This is a genomic window from Halobacillus litoralis (assembly GCF_009856445.1).
GTDB classification, from domain to species: Bacteria; Bacillota; Bacilli; order Bacillales; family Halobacillaceae; genus Halobacillus; species Halobacillus litoralis.
The window spans coordinates 617,712-640,114 of sequence record NZ_WMFA01000002.1 but is presented as its reverse complement, the minus strand read 5'-3'; the positions used below and the strand labels follow the sequence as shown (position 1 = coordinate 640,114).

The following is a 22,403-nucleotide window of genomic DNA, read 5'->3' as shown; positions in this document are numbered from 1 at the left end:
ACTACTCCTGCAAAGAACAACTTCTCACTTCCACATAAGCTCCCTTTAGTTGAAGACTCAGTTTCGAGACTATTATTGAGTGGAACTTTTTTCCCGCAGGAGTCTCGCCATTCCCCTCCGCCCCTTTGCCAAGGAAGATTCTCGAAAACACTACTTAGAAAATTAGCTTATATGTTTATAGGAAATGGATAATATGTACTCTATCCAATGGACGTTTAGAATGCGTAATCGCTTGATACAAAGCCCTTTTTTCCTGCCTATAGGTGGGAAGGATTAGAACCTTATTTATAAGTGCAGGGGTTCTATAATCTGCCTATCAAAATCATAAGAGCTGCCTTTTAGTGTTGGTTTCGAGAATCTATTCCATGGTAAAGGGGCGGAGGGAAACGGTGAGACTCCTATGGGACGTGTGGGACAGGTGAGACCCCGGAAGGCGTAGCCTGAGGAGGCTCACCGCCCGCCCCATGGAAAGCGAACCTTTTCCCGGAGCCCTAAACTCTCACAAAAATCTCGAAACTGAGTCTTCAAGAAACCTGCCAGTTTGCTTAAGAAGGGGTGGAAGAGAAAAGGTGCCGTTCTTGTAGGAACGGCACCTTGATTTGTATGAAAGTATGATTTCCGTATGTACGGGTTGGAATTAAGGCTGGGAGCTGTATTCCTCTTCCATTTTACGCTCGACTTCTTTCTCATCATCAAGCTCTGTATCAAACAGATGATCCCAGTCATCGTTGTCAATCATATCGATTTGAGCTTCTACCAGCATACGAAGTCTTGTTTTGAAAACTTTCGCCTGTTTTTTCATGTCTTCTACTTCGATATTAATGCGACGGGATTTTTCAAGAGCTTCATTGATGATACGATCGGCGTTCTTTTCTGCTTCTTTCACGATTAGTTTCGATTCTTTGTTCGCACTGTTTTTTACGTCTTCTGCGGTTTCTTGAGCGACGAGAATCGATTTATTGAGCGTCGTCTCGATATCGTTGAAGTGACCCAGACGCTCGTTCAACTGACTGACTTCGCGTTCAAGCTCTTTCTTCTGACGTATGACGATTTCATAATCTTTGATGACTTGATCAAGAAACTCATTGACTTCATCTTCATCATATCCTCTGAAACCGCGAGTGAATTCTTTGTTATGAATATCCAGTGGTGTTAATGGCACACCATCCACCTCCCCAAAACATCTATCTATCTTAATAAATTCGACAGGAACCTACGTTATCCTTCTTTGCTGCTGCATTAATTTAATTTTGATGTCATCACTTTATATTTTTCTTTCTTTGTCTCACCCAGCACTTCATCCAGACGGCTCCTCCCTTTTCCACGTAAAGAAATGAGATCGCCTTCCTCTAATAAAAATGAAGCATCTTCTACGGTACGGAAATTGACCTTCACCTGTCCTGCTTCAATAAACATGGATGCCTTATTGCGTGACATCCCGTAAATTTCCTTAACCATAACATCCAGGCGTAACGAAGAAACAGTCGTTTGTTTCGTAGCCCAAGTTTCATTGCTCACTATACGCGCAGATAATGGCTTTTCTTCAAACTGTACATTGGAACGTTTAATACCGGTTAAGTTCATTTTAATATAGTCACTGATTTCAGAGGCTGCTGTAATTTGAATCGTGCCCTCCTGCACAACGAGGTCCCCCATTTTCTCTCTGCGAATCCCCAACGACATAAAAGCACCCAGAACATCCCGATGCTCAAGCGTAACAAACTTTTGAGGATAAGATGCTTCGAGAAGCGTCAACTGAAAGTCACTTTTTTCAATGATTTCATAATCCGGAGCAATGATCGCTCGTTTGCGTTCACTTCCTTCAGCCCCGCCTTCCAATCCGTAAATCAGATCCGGGTCATTCCCCATAAGCGCCTTCATAATCATTTGTTCCCTCGGATCGAGGAAATCTGTCAGCTTCCGCTGATATTTAAGAGACACATCTTCACGAAAAGATAAGACTTGATCTATAAATGGCTTTTCTTCTTTACGAAAATGCTGATAGATATCCACCTAAAAAACCTCCATAATTACCAAAAGGAACAGATTTGAGAACATAGATGTGCTCTCTGATCTGTTCCTCGACTTATAATCCCATAATGATGTAATATAATTCGCCTAACCCTGCTCGCGCAAAGTTCAGGACGAGAATGGCCACAATCGGCGAAATGTCAATCATCCCAAGTGGAGGAATGATCTTTCGGAAAGGTTCCAGGAATGGCTCAGCCAACCGGGAAAGAACTTCACCGAAACTGGATTCACGTGCCCCAGGGAACCAGGACATTAAAATGTAGATGATGAGAATCCAACTATAAATTTGTAGTGCAGTCATTAAAATCTGAAACAAAAACGCCATGTCTTACCACCTTCTGTTAATATCATCGTCTTCTTGAGCAATCATTTCAGAAATAGACCCTGAAATTTCAACGTTATCAGGAGTACAAAGAAATGTTTGAGTTCCAAGTTTCTGAATATCTCCACCTATAGCATATACCGTTCCGCTTAAAAAATCTACAATCCGCTTTGCCTGATGATGGTCGACACGTTGTAAATTGATAACAACAGCCCGTCGGTTCACCAGCTGATCAGCGATATCCTGAGCTTCATTATAGCTGCTCGGCTCACTCAATACCATTTTTGATGAGGACTTAGCACTTTTCAAACTGACAACATTGCCCTGTTCCTGTTTCTTCGCCCCTCGTTGACGCTGGGCAGAATCTTCTTCGTAATCATCTTCCACTTCTTCTTCAATGTACTCGTATTCATCATCCAACGTGAAAAACGAACGAAATTTATTTTTCATGCTCATTTTCATCACCTCTGATTTTATTTATTCACCGACAAGACTGGAGCCAAGACGGATATGTGTTGCTCCTTCTTCAATCGCCAGTGCAAAGTCGTTGCTCATTCCCATGGATAAATATTCACAAGGGGCGTGACGATAACCTTTATCCCTGATGCGATCCCTTAATGCCCTCAATTGGCGGAACACGCCACGTAGTTTCTCTTCGTCTTCCGTATGTGGGGCCATCGTCATCAGTCCTACCACTTTAACATTTTCATATTGACTCAATGCTTCTATGAAAGATTCGACCTCTGAAGCTGCTAACCCATGTTTGGATTCTTCTTCACTTATGTTGACCTGAATGAAACATGGAACCGGGCAGCTGGCCCTTTTGTTAATTTCTTTTGCCAGGGACTTCCGGTCAAGGGAATGGATCATAGAGATTTGTCCAATTACCTCTTTTACTTTTCTTGACTGCAACGTCCCAATAAAATGCCAGGTTGCCTGATCACCGATTTCCTCGTATTTTTCCAGAAGGCCTTCTTTCCTGTTTACCCCAAGATGTTTGATTCCTGCATCCAGCGCTTCCTGTGCACGTTCAGTAGTAACGTATTTGGTAACAGCTATAAGAGTGATTTCATTTTTAGCTCGTCCACTATTTTTACAAGCCTGTTCTATTTGTTGATCTATTTTTGCTAAGTTATCTTCAACCGACATGTTAGAACTCCTTCCCGCTCACAAAGTCCGAAGCGTGATAAACCCAAGCATACGCCCCGTCCTTCCTTGATCGCGCCGGTGGGAATAAAACGTTTTATCTTCCTCGTATGTACAAAAACCAGTCATTTGAATATGTTCTTCCTTCAAGCCTTCCTCGATCATCATTTTCTGGTGAAGAACTTTCAGGTCTAATTGATATTTCCCTTTTCCTTTACTCATCACACATTCTTTTTTGTAGTTTTCAGGAATGAAGCTTATGACACGGTCATCGACTTCATAGTGTTTCCTACCAATGGAAGGACCAATGACAGCCTGTATATTTTCGAGCTTACACCCTTTTTCCTGAAGCGCCCGGATCATCTTCCCTGCCATCCCGTTTACTGTTCCCTTCCACCCAGCATGGGCAATACCTACCCATCCTGATTCAGAATCAGAAAAATATAACGGTACGCAGTCCGCATAAAAAGCCCCGAGTACCAGATTTTTCTCATTGGTTATCAATCCATCAACGTTGGCGACGGCGGTTTCTAAGGAAGTCGTACCCGCACCGGCATTCCTCTGATCTACGGCAGCGACTTCGGTGCCATGAACCTGTTCACCGATCACCCATCTTGAAAGTGGAATGCCGATTTCCTCAGCAAGCGCTCGTCTATTCTTCAACACATCTTCCTTTTTATCAGATACATGGAGCCCCATGTTCAGTGAATCAAAAGGGGCTTCACTATGTCCCCCTTGACGTGTTGTCAATCCTGCAGTCACATGCTGGTGGGAATGAAAACAAGTCATCTGTCTAATGGAATGTGATTGGAAAGGTTCCATTTGAACACCACCTCAATTTCACTCCATTTTAACACATTTTTCATCCAATTTCTTCTCTTATTCGTCTGATTCTGTCTTTTGTACCGTAGAAATGCTTTTGTAACCATTTTTTTTCACTAAAATGACATCAGCCCCGATGTTGACGATTTGATCCCAAGGAATCGTCATCTCTTCTTCCTTCCCGAATAGCCCCATCGCTTTTCCTTTCATTGTGAGAACAAGCCCCTTAAGCCTGCCTCTTTGTGTATCGATATCAAGGTCACTGATATAGCCCAGGCGTTCTCCTGTTTCCATAGCAATGACATCTTTCATCTGCAGTTCCGTGATTTTCATTTCTCCTCACTCTCCTTACTCCCACTATATGCATAGAATCAATAAATTAGAAAACAGACAAATCGATTCCACCCATTTACTCAAACCCTTATTAATGTATATGGCAGGATTGTTGAAGACTCAGTTTCGAGACTTTTGTTAAGTGGATGGGGGCTGCGGGGAATGACTCGCTTTCCCCGGGAGCGCGATGAGCCTCCTCAGGCTGACGCCTTCCGGGTTCTCACCTAGCACTCTTTTCCCGCAGGAGTCTCGCCATTCCCCTCCGCCCCTTAACCAAGGAAGTTTCTCGAAATTACTACCTAAAAAATCAGCTTGTATGGTTAAGAGAAGTGAATGATATAATCTCTACCACATTAACTTTGAGCATACGCAAATGCTTGATACTACGCACTATATGCCCGCCTAGGAGAGAAGAATTGGAATATTACTTATGAATACAAGTGTTCTAATCATCGACTTCCCTCAACCATTCAAGCTGACCCTTTTAGAAGTGGTTCCGAGACACTTATAAGGTAAAGGGGCGGAGGGAAACGGTGAGACTCCTATGGGACAAGTGGGACAGGTGAGACCCCGGAAGGCGTAGCCTGAGGAGGCTCACCGCCCGCCCCATGGAAAGCGAATCGTTTCCCGGAGCCCCTAGAATTACACAAAAGTCTCGAAACTGAGTCTTCCACTAAAGGGAGCGTTTGTGGAATAAAAGAGAGTTTGTGCATAAAAAAAGCTTCTGCGTAGGCAGAAGCTTAGGGTTCATTGGAACATGGATGAATTCATTTCTTTAATCGCCGCTTTTTCTAAACGCGACACTTGAGCCTGTGAAATTCCGATTTCTTCTGCCACTTCCATTTGCGTTTTTCCTTGGAAGAATCGCTTAGTCAAAATCATTTTCTCTCGGTCATTCAGTTGCTTCATTCCTTCTCTGAGCGAGAGTTCATCGAGCCATACCGAGTCTTTTTCCCGGTCATCTTTCAACTGGTCGACCACAAAAATGGGATCACCACCGTCATTGTAGATCGGTTCGAATAGGGATACGGGATCCTGTATGGCATCCATCGCAAAGACTACATCTTCATGCGGGACTCCCATTCGTTCTGCAATTTCATGGGGAGCCGGATCCTTACTTGTCTCACTGATCATTTTCTCACGCATCTGCAAAGCTTTATAAGCTGTGTCACGCAAAGATCGGGAAACACGAATCGGGTTGTTGTCTCTTAAGTACCTGCGGATTTCTCCAATAATCATGGGTACTGCGTAAGTAGAAAATTTAACATTGTGGCTTAAATCAAAATTATCAATGGATTTCATGAGACCGATGCATCCAACCTGGAACAAATCGTCTCCATACTCTCCGCGATTGTTGAAACGCTGAATAACGGATAAGACTAGGCGGAGGTTGCCATTTACCAGCTGCTCTCTTGCCTCCAGCTCTCCACTTTGCAAGCGTTCAAACAGGTCTCTCATTTCTGCATTTTTAAGTACAGGAAGTTTTGAAGTATCTACGCCGCATATCTCTACTTTATGTCGTGTCAATGTAAGACCCTCCCAGGAAGCTGTAATCAGTTCTCAGTATCTCCCTGGGTGGGAAAATTATGCATCAACGTGACGTCGTCTGCTAGACCATTTTGTCGAATTCGCGTTGTAGCCGCCGGATAATTTTCTTCTCAAGCCTTGATATATATGACTGAGAGATGCCCATCATGTCTGCCACATCTTTTTGGGTTTTTTCTTTTTTTCCAATTAAGCCAAAACGAAGTTCCATGATCTGCTTTTCACGATCATTCAATTGTTCAAGCGCCGATTTCAGCAGCTTTTTATCGATTTTCTTTTCGATACCCTTTGTAATTAAATCTTCGTCTGTCCCTAAAATATCAGATAATAAAAGTTCATTTCCGTCCCAGTCCACATTCAACGGCTCATCAAAGGATACTTCTGTTTTCAACTTATTGCTTTTTCTAAGGTGCATGAGAATTTCATTTTCTATGCAGCGGGAAGCATAAGTCGCGAGTTTGATTTTCTTTTCCGGATCAAACGTGTTCACTGCTTTGATCAGTCCGATGGTTCCTATACTAATTAAATCTTCTATGTTCAACCCCGTGTTTTCAAACTTCCTGGCGATATAGACGACAAGCCTTAAGTTGCGCTCAATAAGCATCGCGCGTGCCGCTTTATCCCCTTTCGGAAGAAGTTCAAGCAATTCTCTCTCTTCTTCTCTGGATAATGGTGGTGGGAGCGCTTCACTTCCACCAATGTAATAAATCTCATCTTGCTTGATTCCGAGCTTCATAAGCAAGCGATAATACCAAAGCCGCGCTTTAAAGAACCATTTGAACATGGAATCCCCCTCCTGAAATCACGCTGATTTCCCTTTCACCATCATGTGCGGATGAATGAGCATTTGATAAAGTCGATCGTGTGTCAAATCCTGTTGCTGCACCCCTAATAGAGGTGCTTTCATTTCTAAGTTCCCTGCCTCCGTTTTAACCGTAATCTTATCCACCTGTAACGTCACAAGCAGCTTTCCTGTCACACCTGCCGCCTGATAGGGCACAAGCCGGACGGAGGACTGAATATCCTCGGGTAACTCTGCTAGACCAGTTACGACATGATCCACTTCGAGCTGCTGAAGCTGTTCCTTCGAGACGAATTGTTCCCATAAAAATGAATCGGCTAGAAATACCATTTTCCGACTGATCGGATCCACGAGCTGGTTTCCGCTATCCACTAAACCTTTACAAAGAGCAGTTCTGCCATTCCACTCCACCGTCACGTCATAAATATCCTCAAGCTTCATCTTATGGACGCTGACTTGGTTCAAACGCCATTTCGTAAAAACAAAGGAACAAGGAAAACCAATCACTACAAACAACCAACTGACCGGGTCTCCATAACCACCACTGAATGTTACGATTGAACCCCCTTGTAAGCTGATCTCTGTCGCAAGAAAATAATGAACCCCCATCATGCTTCCACCGATGGCGAAGGTAATAAAATAAAAACTGATCCACTGGACAAAAAATGCACGGAGAGAGGTGTATGAAAAGGCCACCCAGATGATGAACATCGAAAAAAAGATTTTCCCGAGGCTTCCTACAAGCCAGAAGTCCGGCATATAAATGGTAATCGGGACAATCGTAGAGGCGACAAACGCCCCGGCGATCATTCTGATTTTCGATGATTTCGCTCTCGTAATCCCCTGCGTAAGCGATAAAATCATGCCATCCATCAAAAGGTTGAGCAACCAGACAGCATCAAGATAAATGATCCTCTCTCCCCCCCCTTCTCTTTATCTGCTGTAATGAAAAGTATAAGCCCGTCCGGTTAAAAAGTCTGTCACAATCTGAACCCCTGGCTAGCAAGTTTTGTAGAAGGATGGAAAGAATTCCTTTATACCAAAAACGCTCCCTATTCTTGAAGACTCAGTTTCGAGACTTCTTTTGGGTGGATGGGGGCTACGGGGAATAGCTCGCCACTGTCCCACAGGAAAGCGAGTAGCTTCCCAGCCACCCCCTGGCGCTCAATCCGGGCAACGAACCCCGGAAAGTCTCGAAACTGAGTCTTACACAATCCTGCCATTATGTTTAATAAGTGGTTGATGATGAAAGGAAATAAAAAAAACCCGTCACACTGGAATGTGTGACGGGTTTATATGAGTATTATCGGCGACGGTTGCGGTTACGCAGGAACGTCGGGATATCAAGAGTGTCTTCCTCTTGATTTGGTTTGTTTTGTGGTTGTGGCGGAGCTTGGCGACGAGGAGGTTGTTCCTCTCGTACGTTGCGCTCTGGCTGTTGTTCTACTTGCTTTTGCTGGTTCACAGGGTTCACGGTTGGACGCTTCTTCTGCTGACCTTGAGCAATTTGTGCTTCATCGAAACCAGTTGCAATAACAGTAACGACGATTTCGTCTTTCAAGTTTTCATTGATTACAGAACCGAAGATAACGTTTACTTCCTGATCTGCTGCAGAGGTTACGATATCCGCTGCTTCCTGAACTTCATAAAGGCTCAAGTTGGCACCACCGCTGATGTTCATCAGGACGCCGTGTGCACCGTCAATGGAAGTTTCAAGTAGTGGAGAGGAGATCGCCTTTTTGGCTGCTTCAGCCGCACGATTTTCCCCTGTCGCTATACCGATTCCCATAAGCGCGGATCCTTTGTCGACCATGATTGTTTTTACGTCGGCAAAGTCTACGTTGATCAATCCTGGTACGGCAATCAAATCGGAAATACCCTGTACACCTTGACGAAGAACGTTATCCGCTTCACGGAACGCTTCAAGCATCGGTGTGTTCTTATCTACAATTTCAAGCAAACGGTCGTTCGGGATGACAATCAGTGTATCAACCGCACCTTTAAGGCTTTCTGTACCACCGCTCGCTTGGGTAGAACGCTTACGTCCTTCAAACGTGAATGGGCGGGTGACAACACCTACCGTAAGAGCGCCTAGCTCTTTAGCAACCTGGGCGATGACGGGAGCAGCACCTGTACCTGTTCCGCCTCCCATTCCCGCAGTTACGAAGACCATGTCTGCCCCTTGAAGAGCTTCTTCGATTTGTTCTTTGCTTTCTTCAGCGGCTTTACGACCGACTTCCGGATTCGCACCTGCACCAAGTCCTCGAGTCAATTTTCCACCAATTTGCATTTTAACTTCTGCTTTTGAAAGGTTAAGCGCTTGTGCATCCGTATTGACGGCGATGAATTCGACGCCTTGGACACCATGTTCAATCATACGGTTAACGGCGTTACTTCCGCCGCCACCTACTCCGATTACTTTAATCGTTGCTAGCTGGTCCATGCTTGTATCAAAATCTAACATCTTACGTTCCTCCTAATACACGAGATTACAAGATTTATTGGTTCGTCCGTCCCTTGACCGACTCAAACTTGTTCATTAATCAAAGAAATACTTCAAGAGATTACTGAAACCTGATTCTTTTTTCTTCTCTGGTTTCTCGGTTTCTTCTTTTGGTTGTTGCTTTGTCGCACGCTTTTGCTTTTTAGGTTGAGGTTTTTCCTGAAATTCTTCAGTTACAGATGGAAAGATCTCTTTGCCTTGTATTTTCGCATTACGATAGGCGAATTGCAAGATTCCTACCCCACTCGTAAATTGCGGTTCTCTTACTCCGATGTAATCCGGAATCGCAAGCCTTACGTTTGCGTGGAAAACATCCTGCGCTAACTCCAGAACACCAGGCATGTTCATCGTACCGCCGGTCAGTACAAAACCTCCCGGAAGTTCACGTACTCCCATGCGCTGAATTTCCTGTGCAGCAAAGACAAAAATTTCTTCTAGTCTAGCTTCAATCATATCAGAGATTTGCAATTGATTGAATGCCTGTTGACGATTACTTCCAATAATCGTGACAGAAAAATTTTCCTCTTCATTCGCATCGTCAAAAAATGCGTGTCCATGTTCCATTTTCACCTGCTCAGCCTCTTCTGTAGAAGTACGAAGGCCGATGGACAAATCTTTCGTTAAATTGTCCCCACCAAAAGGAATCATGCTTGTCCCTTTTAAGTGTCCTTCTTCAAATACCGAAATCGTGGTTGATCCACCTCCGACATCGATAAGTGCTACGCCCAGATTCGTTTCATCACCGGATAACGAGACAGTTCCAGAAGCTAGCGGCTGCAAACAAACATCCAGTACTTCCAAACCTGCTCGTTCTACACACTTCAGAGTATTATGTAAAACGGTTTTAGCACAGGTAATAATCATACCTTCCATCTCAAGACGTACTCCGATCATCCCTCTTGGGTCTGTGATTTCATCCTGCCCATCCACAATGAACTGACGAGGGATCACATCGATGATCTCTCTTTCAGGGGGTACGGAAACCACTTGAGCAGCATCAATCACTCGTGTGATGTCTTCGTTCCCAATTTCCCTGCTCTCGCTGGAAACGGCAACGACACCATGGCATGGCTGTAATTGAATGTGATTGCCATTCACACCAACAACGACACGATCAATTTTCATATCCACCATGCGCTCAGCTTGTTCAACCGCTGAACGTATAGAATGGACCGTTTGATCGATATCTACAATTGCGCCTTTCTTCATTCCGTTCGATTTAGCTGTTCCTACCCCAATAATATTGAGGTTATCATTCATAATTTCTCCTATAATCACTTTGATTCGACTTGTGCCTATATCTAAACTTACTAAAATTTCATTTTGATTCACCAGTGACGCACCTCCTGTAGCAAGCCATATAAGTAGTTCAAAGCATATCGAATTCACGCTTAAAATACAATCTTTGAAATACAAACGTAAATGAATTGATATATTCCGCGGGGTATTTCCCTTGAATATGATAGAAAAAACACGTTCCTATGTTGTTTTCCACAGTGTTTCGTGAATTTCCTCTTAATTACGTTTATTTTTTTCTAAATTTCGTTAGCAATTTCTGGTCGATGACAATTCTTCTGACGATCGCAAGGTTCCTGAACAGTCGGACGCCAAAGGCAAAGACAGCTGCAAGATAAAGATCCACGCCTAATTGAACTCCAAGAAAGGCAAGTAATGCAGCGAGTGTGATGTTGAAAAAGAAACCGGTCAGAAACACGGTGTCATCGAACGTCTTCTCCAACTGTGCCCTGATCCCGCCAAGAAGCGTGTCAAAAGCGGCCAATACAGCAATGGATAAATAATCGGAATAGGCATCAGGTATACGGATATCCGTTAAGATGCCAAGGGTCACACCGATAATGAGAAATAAAAGGGGTAACCACAAATTAACCACCAGCTTCTTCTAAAATTTCTAAATGGAGGGGGTCATCGTACTTGGGAAGTAGCAATTGGTCTCTCACTTCAAATACGATTTCCATATTGTCGATGTTGAATATGTCCTGTGATGGACTTGCTTTCATATGGTCCAGCAATTTTTCAGGATCTTCAGCCAGCACCTTAATGGTCAGAGGGAGCGAACCAATCGGCCGATTATTTACATAGGTCGATCCATTTACATCCCTCACCGGAGTAAGGTTTGTCAATCGTTCATTCCCGATGCTGATATCCTCAGCGCCATAAGTATTCAGTTCATTTAAGAGTCGACTGAGGAGATGAGGAGATACACTAGGATATTCCTGCCCTGAAGCCCCCTCATCAAAAATAGGACGAATGGTAAGTTCTACACCTGTCCCCGTTTTTTTCTGAAGGCCTATCTTGTTCTCCAAGGTCTCAATGGATCCCTTCAATGTCTCCACTTGCTCGCGTGATGATTGTTTTTCATAATTTTCAATGGTCTGATCAGCTCCAGCAATTTTCTCTAAGAGGTCCTGTTGGTGTTTCTGCTGTATTTTCAAATCTTCCCGTACTTCCCACACATCTCTGGTATCTCTCATCTCTGTTTCATGGGACGTGGTTTGAAACTGCACAGCTACCATAAATCCAATCAATAGAAAAATGATGGATAGGAGCCATTGTGTTCTACGCTTCATGTTGATCACCCTTCAGAGGATAGCCTCGCCTTCATTTCCAATTGGTTTTCTTTCGATAATTGCACATCAACATTTTCGCTGAGCAGCTGATCGACGACACCTCTGGTCAGGCTTAAGCTTGAATAAAGAACCTCTGGGTCGCCGATTGCAGAAATGACGAACGGAGCCGGGTGTTGGATCCCGTCCACAGTAATGACCGGTCCTGTACACGCAATATAACTATCTCTCATATACCTTTGTCCATTGATGGCAATAGCCTTTGCTCCTGCACTGAGAAGTTCGTTAATCACACTGTGAACATGGCTTTCGTGAACGATATACTGATTTACCTGATCATCATCCGGTATATATTCAGCATCGCTCAAAACGACTTCCACCCCTTGGCCTTCGACCGGAACCTCACCATTCAGCATCTGGAGCTTCTTTTTACGTTCAACGAAATCAGCTATCACCTGTTCACTTTCGGCCATCTCATTTTCAAAGTCCTGAATGGTATGCCGCTTCTCTTTTAACTCCTCACGCAGCTGTTTGTTCCGTTTTTCCATGTCCAGCAGCTGTTGTTGATAGAAGTATTCTTTTTCCCATTGGGAATCGTTCAGTTGAACCATTTGAGGTGAACTCTTTGTCAGTTGATAGCTGTAGCTGACAAGGAAACCTGAGATGAGTAGAACAAGAGATAAGATGATCGGTTTCCCTTTAAGTCTCTTCATCCGTGTTCTCCTCTTCCTCAACTGCATCTGATTCACTTTGCGCCTCTTCTTCTTCCGATTGAGGATACTCCTCGAAATAGGCCCCTACATCGATATGTATGATCCCCTCAGCTCCTTCATCAAGCTGGGCAACGATGGAAGGGTAGGCCGGCATTTTTTCGGAAAAACTGCGGATCGAGGCTTGCACCTGATATCCATCATTCATGTAAAGAAGAATCTGATACGGATTCCCGTCACGAGGATCCCAATGGATTTCTGAAATGAGACTGCTTACACTTGATGGAAGTTCTTTTAATTCTTGTGAAATTTCTTTCAGATATGTTTCCTTATTGAACCCGGCAAGGATGGGAGCATCTCCTCCCGGGAGAGCTGTTTGTCCTTCCAAACGGGACCCATCTTCAAGAATGGCATGATAGGAACCATCCTGTTTGATGTAACCGATTCGTTCCGCTTCCTTCACTTCAATTAGAACATTGTTCGGAAAGGAACGGTCGATGGAAGCAAAGGTGATTTCTTGATGTGCCTCAATCTGCTGTTTCATCTCTTCTTCATCGACTCTCCAATAATTCGTGGATGTTGTGACTCCGGCAAGCTCGATAATTTCTTCCTCAGATACGTGATACTCACCTTCCACAACTATATGACGAACATTACTGAGTGGCGACTGGAGATAGATGACCGTCGCTATCAGCAAAAATAGAATAGTCAAATACAGAATCAAGCGACGATTGGCTTTTTTCCGCCTCGTCTGTTTCAATTTTGGTATGCGATCTTCTATGGAAACCACTTTTCTCTCTTCCATAACGGGCATTTCTCCTTATTGCTAGACACCCTTTGCGCTGTTTGTCCTAGCTGTTTGAAAGAATGATGTTCCTCTAAAAGATGCCGAGCTTAATCTACATCTATACGTTTCCCATTATATCACAAAAATAGAGTGAAATATTGATAGAGTTTTACTAGTTTCCTATCAATTTTATTACAGGAAAACCCGCATTTCGATGGGGCTCAAGTGATTTCGCTAAAATGGTTTACCCATTATCCACCTAAGCTAAACTTACAACCATAAATTTATCTATATTTCTCCATCTTCAATCACTTCTCTTTTGATTAAACTCACTTTCAGCCTTCCATAATCCCGTTTTAATGGTAAGAAAACCCATTACGCTCAATAAAAAGAAGCCATGGACTGAACTCCATGACTTCTTTATTTTGTCGAGAAACGGCTGACGCTCAGGAGTAATCCCAGAGATGCTAAAGTCAGTGTCAGGGACGATCCGCCATAGCTGATTAGGGGAAGTGTGATTCCTGTGACGGGAATCAGGCCTGTCACTACACTGATATTGATCATAACTTGGATACTTATCATTCCTACAATGCCGAGGGCAAGTAAAGAACCGAAAAGGTCCGGAGCAAGAAGGCTTGCCCTGATCCCCCGCCATAAAAGGATAAAGAAAAGACCAAGGACGAGTAAGCCTCCAAGGAACCCCAGTTCTTCAGCAAGAACTGCAAAAATAAAGTCCGTCTGAGGTTCAGGCAGGTAGAAAAACTTCTGCATACTGTTTCCGAGTCCTAACCCCATTAGACCGCCGGGACCGATGGCATATAAAGACTGTATGATCTGAAACCCTGCCCCTAAAGGGTCTTCCCATGGATGCAGGAATGCGGTGATCCTTTTAATACGGTAAGGAGCAGAAGCGATCAATCCGACCATTCCTGCTGCTCCTGCGCCCGCTATCCACATGAAATGATTGATCCTTGCCCCTGCTGTAAACAACATGACAAGGCATGTCCCGACCATGACAACACCTGTCCCTAAGTCAGGCTGAAGCATGATGAGTGCGAACGGGACCAAAATCAAGGCGAGAGCTGGCAGGAAACCTTGTTGGAAAGAGTTCATGAGTTTCTGACGTTCGGATAAAAAGCGCGCAAGGAAAAGGATCAAACCAAGTTTCATGAATTCTGATGGCTGGATGCTGAACATCCCCACCCCGATCCAACTTCGCGCCCCGCCGCGGACCATACCCACTCCTGGAATGAGTACGAGTATGAGAAATACAAGACACACGATCATAATGATCTTTGAATGTCCATGCCATACATAGTAAGGAATTCTTGATAATACAACCATGGCAATCAAACCGGCAGCAGCAAAAAGAATCTGCCTCTTTGCGTAAAACCAAGGATCGTCAAACTTATATTCGGACCAGATGCTCGATGAGCTGTAAACCATCACCACCCCGATGATTAAAATTCCGAGTATGGCAGCCACCAACCATAAATCCGGCTTTTTTTCTTCCATAAAAAAAGCCCTACCTCCCATCTAAGTGGAAAACAGGGCTTAAGCTTGTCGCACAAAGCCCTTATTAGAGCTTATGCACAGCTTGGATAAACATGTTGCCTCTTTCTTCAAAAGTACGATACTGATCCCAGCTCGCACAAGCAGGTGAAAGCAGGATGACATCGTCCTCTGCTGAGTATTGATACGCCTGCTCGACAGCTTCCTGCATCGTTTCAACTCTCGTAAATTCCTCAATACCAGCTTTCTTAGCCGTTTCGATTAATTGGTCAGCCGTTTCTCCAAACACGACCATGGCTTTGATCCCTTTCATGTGTGGAATCAAAGATTCGAAGCTTGTCCCCCTGTCAAGGCCGCCCGCAAGCAGGATGACAGGATTCTCAAATGATTTTAAGGCATAAGAGGTCGCTAGAATATTCGTCGCTTTCGAATCATTGTAAAACAAACGATCATTTTTTTTCGTTACAAACTGCAGGCGGTGTTCCACACCCGCAAAGGTTGTCAATACCTTGACAATCGCTTCGTTGCGTATTCCATTCACTTTGACTGCTGCCACGGCAGCGAGGATGTTCTGCAGGTTTTGTTCCCCTACTAAAACGATATCCTGTTTTTTCATTATCGGTTCATCTTCAAAGTAAATGAAAGTATCATCAGCCCAGGCACCTTCCCCTTCATTTCTAATAGAGAAAGGTACACGTTTCGCTTTCACATCGGGTAAGAAACCAGCGATACGTTCATCATCCGCATTGTAAACCAACGTGTCTTCAGCCGTTTGATTCGCAGTTATCTTCGCCTTTGCCTGATGATAATTTTCTAACGTATGGTGATAATCCAGATGTGCTTCATAAAGGTTGAGCCACACAGCAATTTCAGGATGAAATTTTTCAGTCCCAAGTAATTGGAACGATGAAAGTTCGGTGACCATCGTTTCATCCGTCTCTGTACTTCTGGCCACTTCACAAGAAACATGACCGATATTGCCTGCAAGCGAAACCTTTTGTTGATCTGCCTGAATCATTTCGTAGATCAATGTTGTGGTCGTCGTCTTCCCATTGGAACCGGTAACGGCTACAAAAGGACCCTCATGGAGGAAGCTTGCCAACTCAACTTCGGTAACCACCGGGATCTTCCGCTTCTCCGCTTCCGCGATGATCGGATTCTCATAAGGGATACCAGGATTCTTGACGAGGTAATCCACGTCGTCCAATACGGACAGCGGGTGCCCCCCTGTGATGACTTCGGCTCCTTTTTCGATTAGCGTACGCACGGCCGGGTCATTTTCGTCAGCCTTTAAATCATTGATTCGCACTTGGATGCTGCTATCCAGGAATAACTCAGCTGCTGCTGTACCACTTTTCGCAAGCCCGAGGACCAGGACCTGCTGATAGGGAAAGTTTTTTAATATTTTCATCCGAACATCACCTCTATATAAATGCCGATTACTGCAAAGACAAGTCCAACCGCCCAGAACGTCGTCACGACACGCCATTCTGACCAGCCCTTCAATTCATAATGGTGATGAAGCGGACTCATTTTGAACACACGTTTCCCTGTCGTTTTAAAAGAGATGACCTGAATGATGACAGACAGGGTCTCAAGAACGAACACACCGCCGATAATGACAAGAATGAGTTCAAGTTTCGTTAAGATGGCGATGATCGCAATCGCTCCTCCTAAAGCAAGCGATCCAGTATCTCCCATAAATACTTTTGCAGGATGAGCATTAAAGACAAGGAAACCAAGCAATGCTCCGACTATAGCAAGTGAGAAGATGGTGATTTCAACATTCATCTGACCTGCCCACGCCAAAATTGCGAAAGCACCAAAGGCGATCGCCGCCGTCCCAGCGAGCAGTCCATCAAGACCATCTGTCAGGTTCACAGCATTCGAAGCACCTACGAGCATAAACAGGATCAGTAAAGCGTAACCCCAGCCAAGATCTACTTCAAAAGTTGTGCCGGGAATACTAATATACGTCGGGAAGTCCGAGTTTCTAAGAATGAAATAAACAACCAGAGCAATGACGATCTGTCCGAGCATTTTCTGCTTCGATGTAAGACCCAGGTTCCTTTTCATCGCCACTTTTATATAATCATCCAGGAACCCAAGCAGCCCATACCCGACTAAAACAAATAACACAAGGAACATTTGTGTGTTCCCCGTGTCCGGGGTAAACCAAAAGGATGCAAGAATGGTAGTGATGACCACAGCTAATATGATCATCACCCCTCCCATCGTGGGGGTTCCCGATTTTTTCTGGTGGGACTCTGGACCCTCATCCCTAATAGCCTGACCGAACTTCAACCTTCTCAAAAAAGGGATGATCATCGGCGAGATCACAACAGTGATTGCGAATGAAATAGCCATAGTGATTAGTAGTATGTATTCGTTCATGTTTAGTTCTCCTCCTTTTCCATCATCATCGCCTATCGATCAATCCACGAGATTCTCTAGTAATTCTTCCAGCTTCATTCCTCTGGAAGCTTTGATGAGTACGACTGTGTCCGCGGTTAACTCTTGACGGACGTGATGACTTAAAGTTTGTTTGTTTGTAAAATGTTGCGTTTGAATGGAAGGGTGGTTTCTATTGACGGCATCGGTTATAGCCTTGGAATCCTGACCAATCGTATAGACCGCATGGATCTTCTCATCGATGGCATCGGCTACGCTTCTATGAAGCGTTTCTGATTGTTCCCCTAACTCGAACATATCACCTAATATTAACACTTTCCTGCTTTTAGATGTCAATTGACTGACAACTTCAATAATAGCTTTCATGGAAGTCGGAGAAGCATTGTACGCATCATTGATGATCAAGGATCCTTTATGTCCCTCATGTTTTTCAAAACGCATGGCAGACATTTGCAACTGCCGGAACCCCTGCTGGATCTCTTCCGGAGATAACCCTAAGCGTTCCGCAAGAGCGATGACATATGTAGCATTTTTCACATTATGTTTCCCAGCCATAGGCAATTCATAAGACTGCCCACCGACTTTAAACGTACTGTTTTCATCTGTCAATTGAAGAACCTCAGCCTGATAGTCAAGCTGGGCATCAAAACCGCAGGTAACCGTCCATTTTTCAGATCTTTGTTCCTGCAGTAAAGGCTCATCTCCATCGAGAATTAAGGCACCTTCTTTGGAAAGACCTTCTGTAATCTCGAGCTTCGCCCCTGCAATTCCTTCTCTGGAACCAAGATTCTCAATATGAGACTCACCGATGTTCGTTATGATGGCATATCCAGGTTCAGCAAGTTTGGATAAAACGGAAATTTCCCCTGCACGATCCATTCCCATTTCCAGAACGACAGCTTCTGTTTCTGGATCCATGGCAAGGATCGTGAGAGGAAGACCGATATGATTATTGAAGTTACCAGCGGTCTTATGTGTTTTGTATTTGACTTGAAGGACAGATGCAGCCAGATCTTTCGTTGTAGTCTTTCCATTCGAACCGGTAACACCTACCACAACAGGATCTATCTTTTTCAAATAATAAGAGGCCAGTTGCTGGAGAGCCTTTGTTGTGTCTTCCACGAAAAAGACCGGGAAGTCTGTAGGTGTCAGCTTCGGCAAAGGTTGATCCTCCTGCCAAAGTGTGGCAACTGCTCCTTGTTTGATGGCATCTCCAAGAAAATGGTGCGCATCGAAATTCTCTCCCACAATCGGTACGAACAAGCTTTGTTTCGCCGTTTTGCGGCTGTCTGTCATTACAGATGCAAGCTGAATCTGATCCGATGCTGCTCCTTGTTTTTTTGGAAAAAGTTTTGCGAGTTCATTGACTTGTAAAATCATGATGGATGCTCCTTCATTTCTCTTAATATTATACGGGCTACCTCGCAATCATCGAAATGATGACGGATGCCTTTGATTTCCTGGTACGTTTCATGGCCTTTACCTGCAATTAAAACAACATCTCCCGTTTTCGCATGATGCAGCGCATATTTTATGGCCTCTTTTCGATCATCGATCTGTTTATAACGCCCTTTCACATGGGCGGTCATATCACGGAAGATCTGTTTAGGATCCTCTGTACGGGGATTATCGTTGGTGAAAATAACCCGATCCGCATAATCGACACTTACTTTTGCCATCTCAGGACGCTTGCTGCGGTCACGGTCCCCTCCACACCCAACAACAACGGTGATGGTTCCTTTACATAGGTCCCTAAGCGTCTGCAACACGTTCTTCAAGGAATCTGGAGTATGGGCATAGTCTACGACAACACCGAACCCCTGCCCTTCTCTAACAGGTTCGAACCTCCCTCTGACACCTTTGGTCTCTTGAAAGGAATGCTGAATGGTTTCTAGGGGGACCCCTGATAGAATCGCGGCACTCGCTGCAGCTAACATATTATAAATACTGAACAGCCCCATCAGTGGACTCTTAATGGAGACCGATCCGATGGGAGTGGTCATAATGAAGGCAGTACCCGTTTCTGTCATCGTGTACTCCTCTGCTTTTACATCCGCCTGTTCGTAAATACCATAAGTTAACAATCCTTGTGAGGTAGAGCGGATAAATTTCCTTGCCTGAGGAGAGTCGTTATTGATGACAGCAAATTTCTCACGTTCCTTATTATACCCATTCCCTAATTGCGCGAACAATAGGGACTTTGCACGAAGATAATCATCGAAATTTTCATGATAATCCAGATGATCCTGCGTTAAATTCGTAAACACGGCAATATCAAAATCACAGCCGTACACCCTCCCTTGATCAAGGGCGTGGGAAGACACTTCCATGATTGCATGATCAACGTCTGCCACATGCATTTTATGAAAATAACGCTGCAAGGTAAGTGCGTCCGGTGTCGTGTTTTTCACCGGGAACGTTTCTCCAGCAATATTCACCTGAATCGTTCCGATGATCCCCGTTTTCTTTTTATGCTGCTGAAAGATTTCTTCAAGTAAATAAGTAATGGTCGTCTTGCCATTCGTGCCGGTCACTCCGATGACATGGAGAGACTCTGAAGGGCAGCCGTAAAAAGCAGCGGACGCCATAGCAAGGGCTCTTGACGTATCGTTTACAAGCACAATCGGAACAGGGACATCCACCTCTTCTTCAGCAATGACAGCCACGGCCCCGCGTTGCACTGCACCTTTCGCAAACCGGTGTCCATCCACATCCACCCCGCGGAGACAGACAAACACATCTCCCTGCTCTGTCGTCCTTGAATCCATAGAGAGGCCTTTGATGTGGAGGTCTGCCACTGATTTCGTCACTTTATAAAAAGGAATGTACCGCAAGAGTTTCTTCATTTTCATATGTGTCACCCTTACCTGCTCACAAGTTTTATTATACCAAACGTAGGTTTAATTCCCCAGATACACACGAATGGTCGAACCACTTGGCACTTTGACACCCGCTTCAGGCGCCTGTGTAATCACTTTGGACCCGCTTCCACTGACTTCCACTTCTAAGTTCAAAAGCATTTGATTTAACTCTTTTTTATCCATCCCTGTAACATCAGGAATTTCCACTAACGGCTCATCCGGCCAGGAATATTCTTTTTCCAACCCATCTTTCCTAGGTTCAACCCCTAAGGCGCGTAAACTGTCGCCCATGATGTTCCCTACGATCGGAGCAGCGACGACACCGCCGAACTGAACGGTATTCTTCGGGTTGTCGATCGCTAGATAAACCACCAGTTCAGGGTCATCTGCTGGAGCGAAACCGATGAAGGATACAATGTGGTTATTTTCCATGTATCTGCCGTCTGGCCCGACTTTCTGAGCGGTACCGGTTTTTCCGCCGACACGATATCCTTCCACATAGGCACCTCTCCCTGTCCCTTTAGCGACAACACTTTCGAGAGCACGGCGGATTTCAGCGGACGTTTCTTCAGAAATGATTCTCTCTTTCAGTTCAGGTTCATTTTTTTCTAACGTTTCACCAGTGGTTGGATCGAGCCACGCTTCCTGGATATAAGGCTCGTAATAATAACCCCCATTCACTGCTGCTGCGACAGCCATGACCTGTTGGATCGGTGTGACGGATACCCCTTGTCCGAAAGCTGTTGTCGCCTGCTCTACAGGACCAACATTCTCCGGCTTGAACAAAATCCCCTTTCCTTCCCCTTCAAGGTCAATGCCGGTCTTTTTACCGAATCCGAAGCGATCAATGTATTCAAAAAGCTTCTCTGTGCCCAGCCGCTGCCCGAGGGTGACAAAACCAGGGTTACAGGAGTTTTGAACGACTTCCAAGTACGTTTGATCGCCGTGCCCGCCTCGCTTCCAGCATCGGAGAGTGGCTCCATCCACTTTGATCGAACCGGAGTCATGGAAATGTTCATCATCAAGATCAACGAGGTCTTCTTCCAACGCAGCGGCAAGCGTGATAATTTTAAAAGTGGAACCAGGCTCATACGTACTCCATACGGGTAGGTTCCTATTGTAGACCTCCGGCTTCACTTCCTGATAGTTGGCTGGGTCGAAATTAGGACGAGTCGCCATCCCCACCACTTTCCCTGTATCAGGATCCACCGCTAACGCCACTGCTCCATCAGGGTTGTATCTAGCCTGAGCGATATCAAGCTCGCGTTCCATAATCGATTGAACCTTGTAATCAATTGTCAATTGCAGGTCTTTTCCATCTTCGGGCGGCTTGTAAATATCTGCCATATCCGGCATCCTCTTTCCTTTGGCATCAGAGAAAAAAGACAACGCCCCTTTTTCACCCCTCAATTCATCATCATAGTACGCTTCTAAGCCAAGCAGCCCCTGATTATCTATGCCACTGAAACCAAGCACATGCGAAAGGAAAGAGCCGTGAGGATAATATCTCTTCGAGTCTTCGGCAATGTACACACCAGGCATCTGCAATGATTGGATGGCCTCCGCCTGTTCCTCACTTATTTTACGTCCCTCTGGGTGGATTCTTTCAATCGAGGTCACTTTCGTCACGTGCGAATAAGCCTTCTCTTCACTCATGTCCAAAATCTGAGCGAGGCTTTTTGCTGTCTGCTCTGCATTTTTGATTTGTCTCGGGACCACCATAACGGTCGGAGCTGATTGATTACCGACGAGCACTTCACCATTCGAATCGAGAATCTTCCCCCGCTCCGGTTCGAAAGTAATATCCCGGCTCCATGATTCCTCCGCCTTTGAAATGAGGAAGTCACTTAAGAAGAACTGGACGTATCCAAGCCTCCCTGCGATGACAAAAAAAATAACCATTCCAACAAGAAAGACAGCGACTAATCGTTTCTTTACGACCACTTGTGATACTCGTCTCATCTTAATAACTCCTTTTTGAAGTCAATAGAGTCAGCTTGTATCACTATATGCAATCTAGAAACGATTAGAA

The 22,403-nt window shown here is 44.7% G+C and carries 22 protein-coding genes; all 22 read right to left on the bottom strand.

The features are described 5' to 3' along the window. Positions 1-637: 637 nt before the first annotated feature. The 22 genes from GLW00_RS08500 to GLW00_RS08395 all read right to left on the bottom strand — a co-directional run bounded on the left by GLW00_RS08500 (position 638) and on the right by GLW00_RS08395 (position 22,333). Positions 638-1,162, bottom strand: coding sequence for a DivIVA domain-containing protein (locus GLW00_RS08500; RefSeq protein ID WP_089652830.1), 525 nt, complete (start codon positions 1,160-1,162; stop codon positions 638-640). Between the two features lie 77 nt (positions 1,163-1,239). After that, positions 1,240-2,013: a YlmH family RNA-binding protein gene (locus tag GLW00_RS08495; RefSeq protein WP_160913059.1), complete on the bottom strand. Its 774-nt coding sequence runs from the start codon at positions 2,011-2,013 to the stop codon at positions 1,240-1,242. A 73-nt stretch (positions 2,014-2,086) separates the two neighbouring features. Beyond that, positions 2,087-2,356 (bottom strand): YggT family protein, encoded by a 270-nt coding sequence (locus GLW00_RS08490; RefSeq protein ID WP_089652828.1) that lies wholly within the window; start codon positions 2,354-2,356, stop codon positions 2,087-2,089. 3 nt (positions 2,357-2,359) lie between these two features. Then, positions 2,360-2,809, bottom strand: coding sequence for a cell division protein SepF (locus tag GLW00_RS08485; protein WP_160913057.1), 450 nt, complete (start codon positions 2,807-2,809; stop codon positions 2,360-2,362). Between the two features lie 21 nt (positions 2,810-2,830). Next, the gene (locus GLW00_RS08480) at positions 2,831-3,502 is read right to left on the bottom strand and encodes a YggS family pyridoxal phosphate-dependent enzyme (protein WP_160913055.1); all 672 of its coding nucleotides are present in this window, start codon (positions 3,500-3,502) and stop codon (positions 2,831-2,833) included. Between the two features lie 18 nt (positions 3,503-3,520). After that, positions 3,521-4,321, bottom strand: a complete 801-nt coding sequence (pgeF, locus tag GLW00_RS08475; protein WP_160913053.1) for a peptidoglycan editing factor PgeF — start codon at positions 4,319-4,321, stop codon at positions 3,521-3,523. 57 nt (positions 4,322-4,378) lie between these two features. Then, positions 4,379-4,654 (bottom strand): YlmC/YmxH family sporulation protein, encoded by a 276-nt coding sequence (locus GLW00_RS08470; RefSeq protein ID WP_089652824.1) that lies wholly within the window; start codon positions 4,652-4,654, stop codon positions 4,379-4,381. A 747-nt stretch (positions 4,655-5,401) separates the two neighbouring features. Then, a complete protein-coding gene (sigG, locus tag GLW00_RS08465) occupies positions 5,402-6,181 on the bottom strand; it encodes an RNA polymerase sporulation sigma factor SigG (protein WP_146818891.1) in 780 nt (259 codons plus the stop codon). 82 nt (positions 6,182-6,263) lie between these two features. Further along, a complete protein-coding gene (gene sigE / locus GLW00_RS08460) occupies positions 6,264-6,983 on the bottom strand; it encodes an RNA polymerase sporulation sigma factor SigE (RefSeq protein ID WP_089652821.1) in 720 nt (239 codons plus the stop codon). Between the two features lie 18 nt (positions 6,984-7,001). Then, positions 7,002-7,910: a sigma-E processing peptidase SpoIIGA gene (gene spoIIGA / locus GLW00_RS08455; protein ID WP_335808464.1), complete on the bottom strand. Its 909-nt coding sequence runs from the start codon at positions 7,908-7,910 to the stop codon at positions 7,002-7,004. Positions 7,911-8,304: 394 nt separating this feature from the next. Further along, positions 8,305-9,465, bottom strand: coding sequence for a cell division protein FtsZ (ftsZ, locus tag GLW00_RS08450; RefSeq protein ID WP_160913051.1), 1,161 nt, complete (start codon positions 9,463-9,465; stop codon positions 8,305-8,307). Positions 9,466-9,540: 75 nt separating this feature from the next. Continuing rightward, positions 9,541-10,836, bottom strand: a complete 1,296-nt coding sequence (gene ftsA, locus GLW00_RS08445; RefSeq protein ID WP_089652819.1) for a cell division protein FtsA — start codon at positions 10,834-10,836, stop codon at positions 9,541-9,543. 193 nt (positions 10,837-11,029) lie between these two features. Then, entirely contained in the window at positions 11,030-11,386 is a 357-nt protein-coding gene (locus GLW00_RS08440; RefSeq protein WP_089652818.1) for a small basic family protein, read from the bottom strand. Position 11,387: 1 nt separating this feature from the next. Continuing rightward, positions 11,388-12,092 (bottom strand): DUF881 domain-containing protein, encoded by a 705-nt coding sequence (locus GLW00_RS08435; RefSeq protein ID WP_160913049.1) that lies wholly within the window; start codon positions 12,090-12,092, stop codon positions 11,388-11,390. Between the two features lie 5 nt (positions 12,093-12,097). Further along, positions 12,098-12,802 (bottom strand): DUF881 domain-containing protein, encoded by a 705-nt coding sequence (locus GLW00_RS08430; protein WP_160913047.1) that lies wholly within the window; start codon positions 12,800-12,802, stop codon positions 12,098-12,100. Then, positions 12,789-13,604, bottom strand: a complete 816-nt coding sequence (locus GLW00_RS08425; RefSeq protein WP_160913045.1) for a cell division protein FtsQ/DivIB — start codon at positions 13,602-13,604, stop codon at positions 12,789-12,791. Before GLW00_RS08425 ends, GLW00_RS08430 begins: the two co-directional genes overlap by 14 nt. Positions 13,605-14,006: 402 nt before the next feature. Next, on the bottom strand, positions 14,007-15,101 hold the full coding sequence (gene spoVE / locus GLW00_RS08420; RefSeq protein WP_160913043.1) for a stage V sporulation protein E: 1,095 nt from the start codon (positions 15,099-15,101) through the stop codon (positions 14,007-14,009). A gap of 64 nt (positions 15,102-15,165) precedes the next feature. Next, positions 15,166-16,509: a UDP-N-acetylmuramoyl-L-alanine--D-glutamate ligase gene (gene murD, locus GLW00_RS08415; protein ID WP_160913041.1), complete on the bottom strand. Its 1,344-nt coding sequence runs from the start codon at positions 16,507-16,509 to the stop codon at positions 15,166-15,168. Continuing rightward, positions 16,506-17,492: a phospho-N-acetylmuramoyl-pentapeptide-transferase gene (mraY, locus tag GLW00_RS08410; RefSeq protein WP_160913039.1), complete on the bottom strand. Its 987-nt coding sequence runs from the start codon at positions 17,490-17,492 to the stop codon at positions 16,506-16,508. The genes murD and mraY overlap by 4 nt, the downstream gene beginning before the upstream one ends. A 39-nt stretch (positions 17,493-17,531) precedes the next feature. Then, entirely contained in the window at positions 17,532-18,890 is a 1,359-nt protein-coding gene (locus GLW00_RS08405; protein WP_160913037.1) for a UDP-N-acetylmuramoyl-tripeptide--D-alanyl-D-alanine ligase, read from the bottom strand. Then, positions 18,887-20,362 (bottom strand): UDP-N-acetylmuramoyl-L-alanyl-D-glutamate--2,6-diaminopimelate ligase, encoded by a 1,476-nt coding sequence (locus tag GLW00_RS08400; protein WP_160913036.1) that lies wholly within the window; start codon positions 20,360-20,362, stop codon positions 18,887-18,889. Before GLW00_RS08400 ends, GLW00_RS08405 begins: the two co-directional genes overlap by 4 nt. Before the next feature lie 48 nt (positions 20,363-20,410). After that, the gene (locus GLW00_RS08395) at positions 20,411-22,333 is read right to left on the bottom strand and encodes a stage V sporulation protein D (protein ID WP_160913034.1); all 1,923 of its coding nucleotides are present in this window, start codon (positions 22,331-22,333) and stop codon (positions 20,411-20,413) included. Positions 22,334-22,403: the final 70 nt, after the last annotated feature.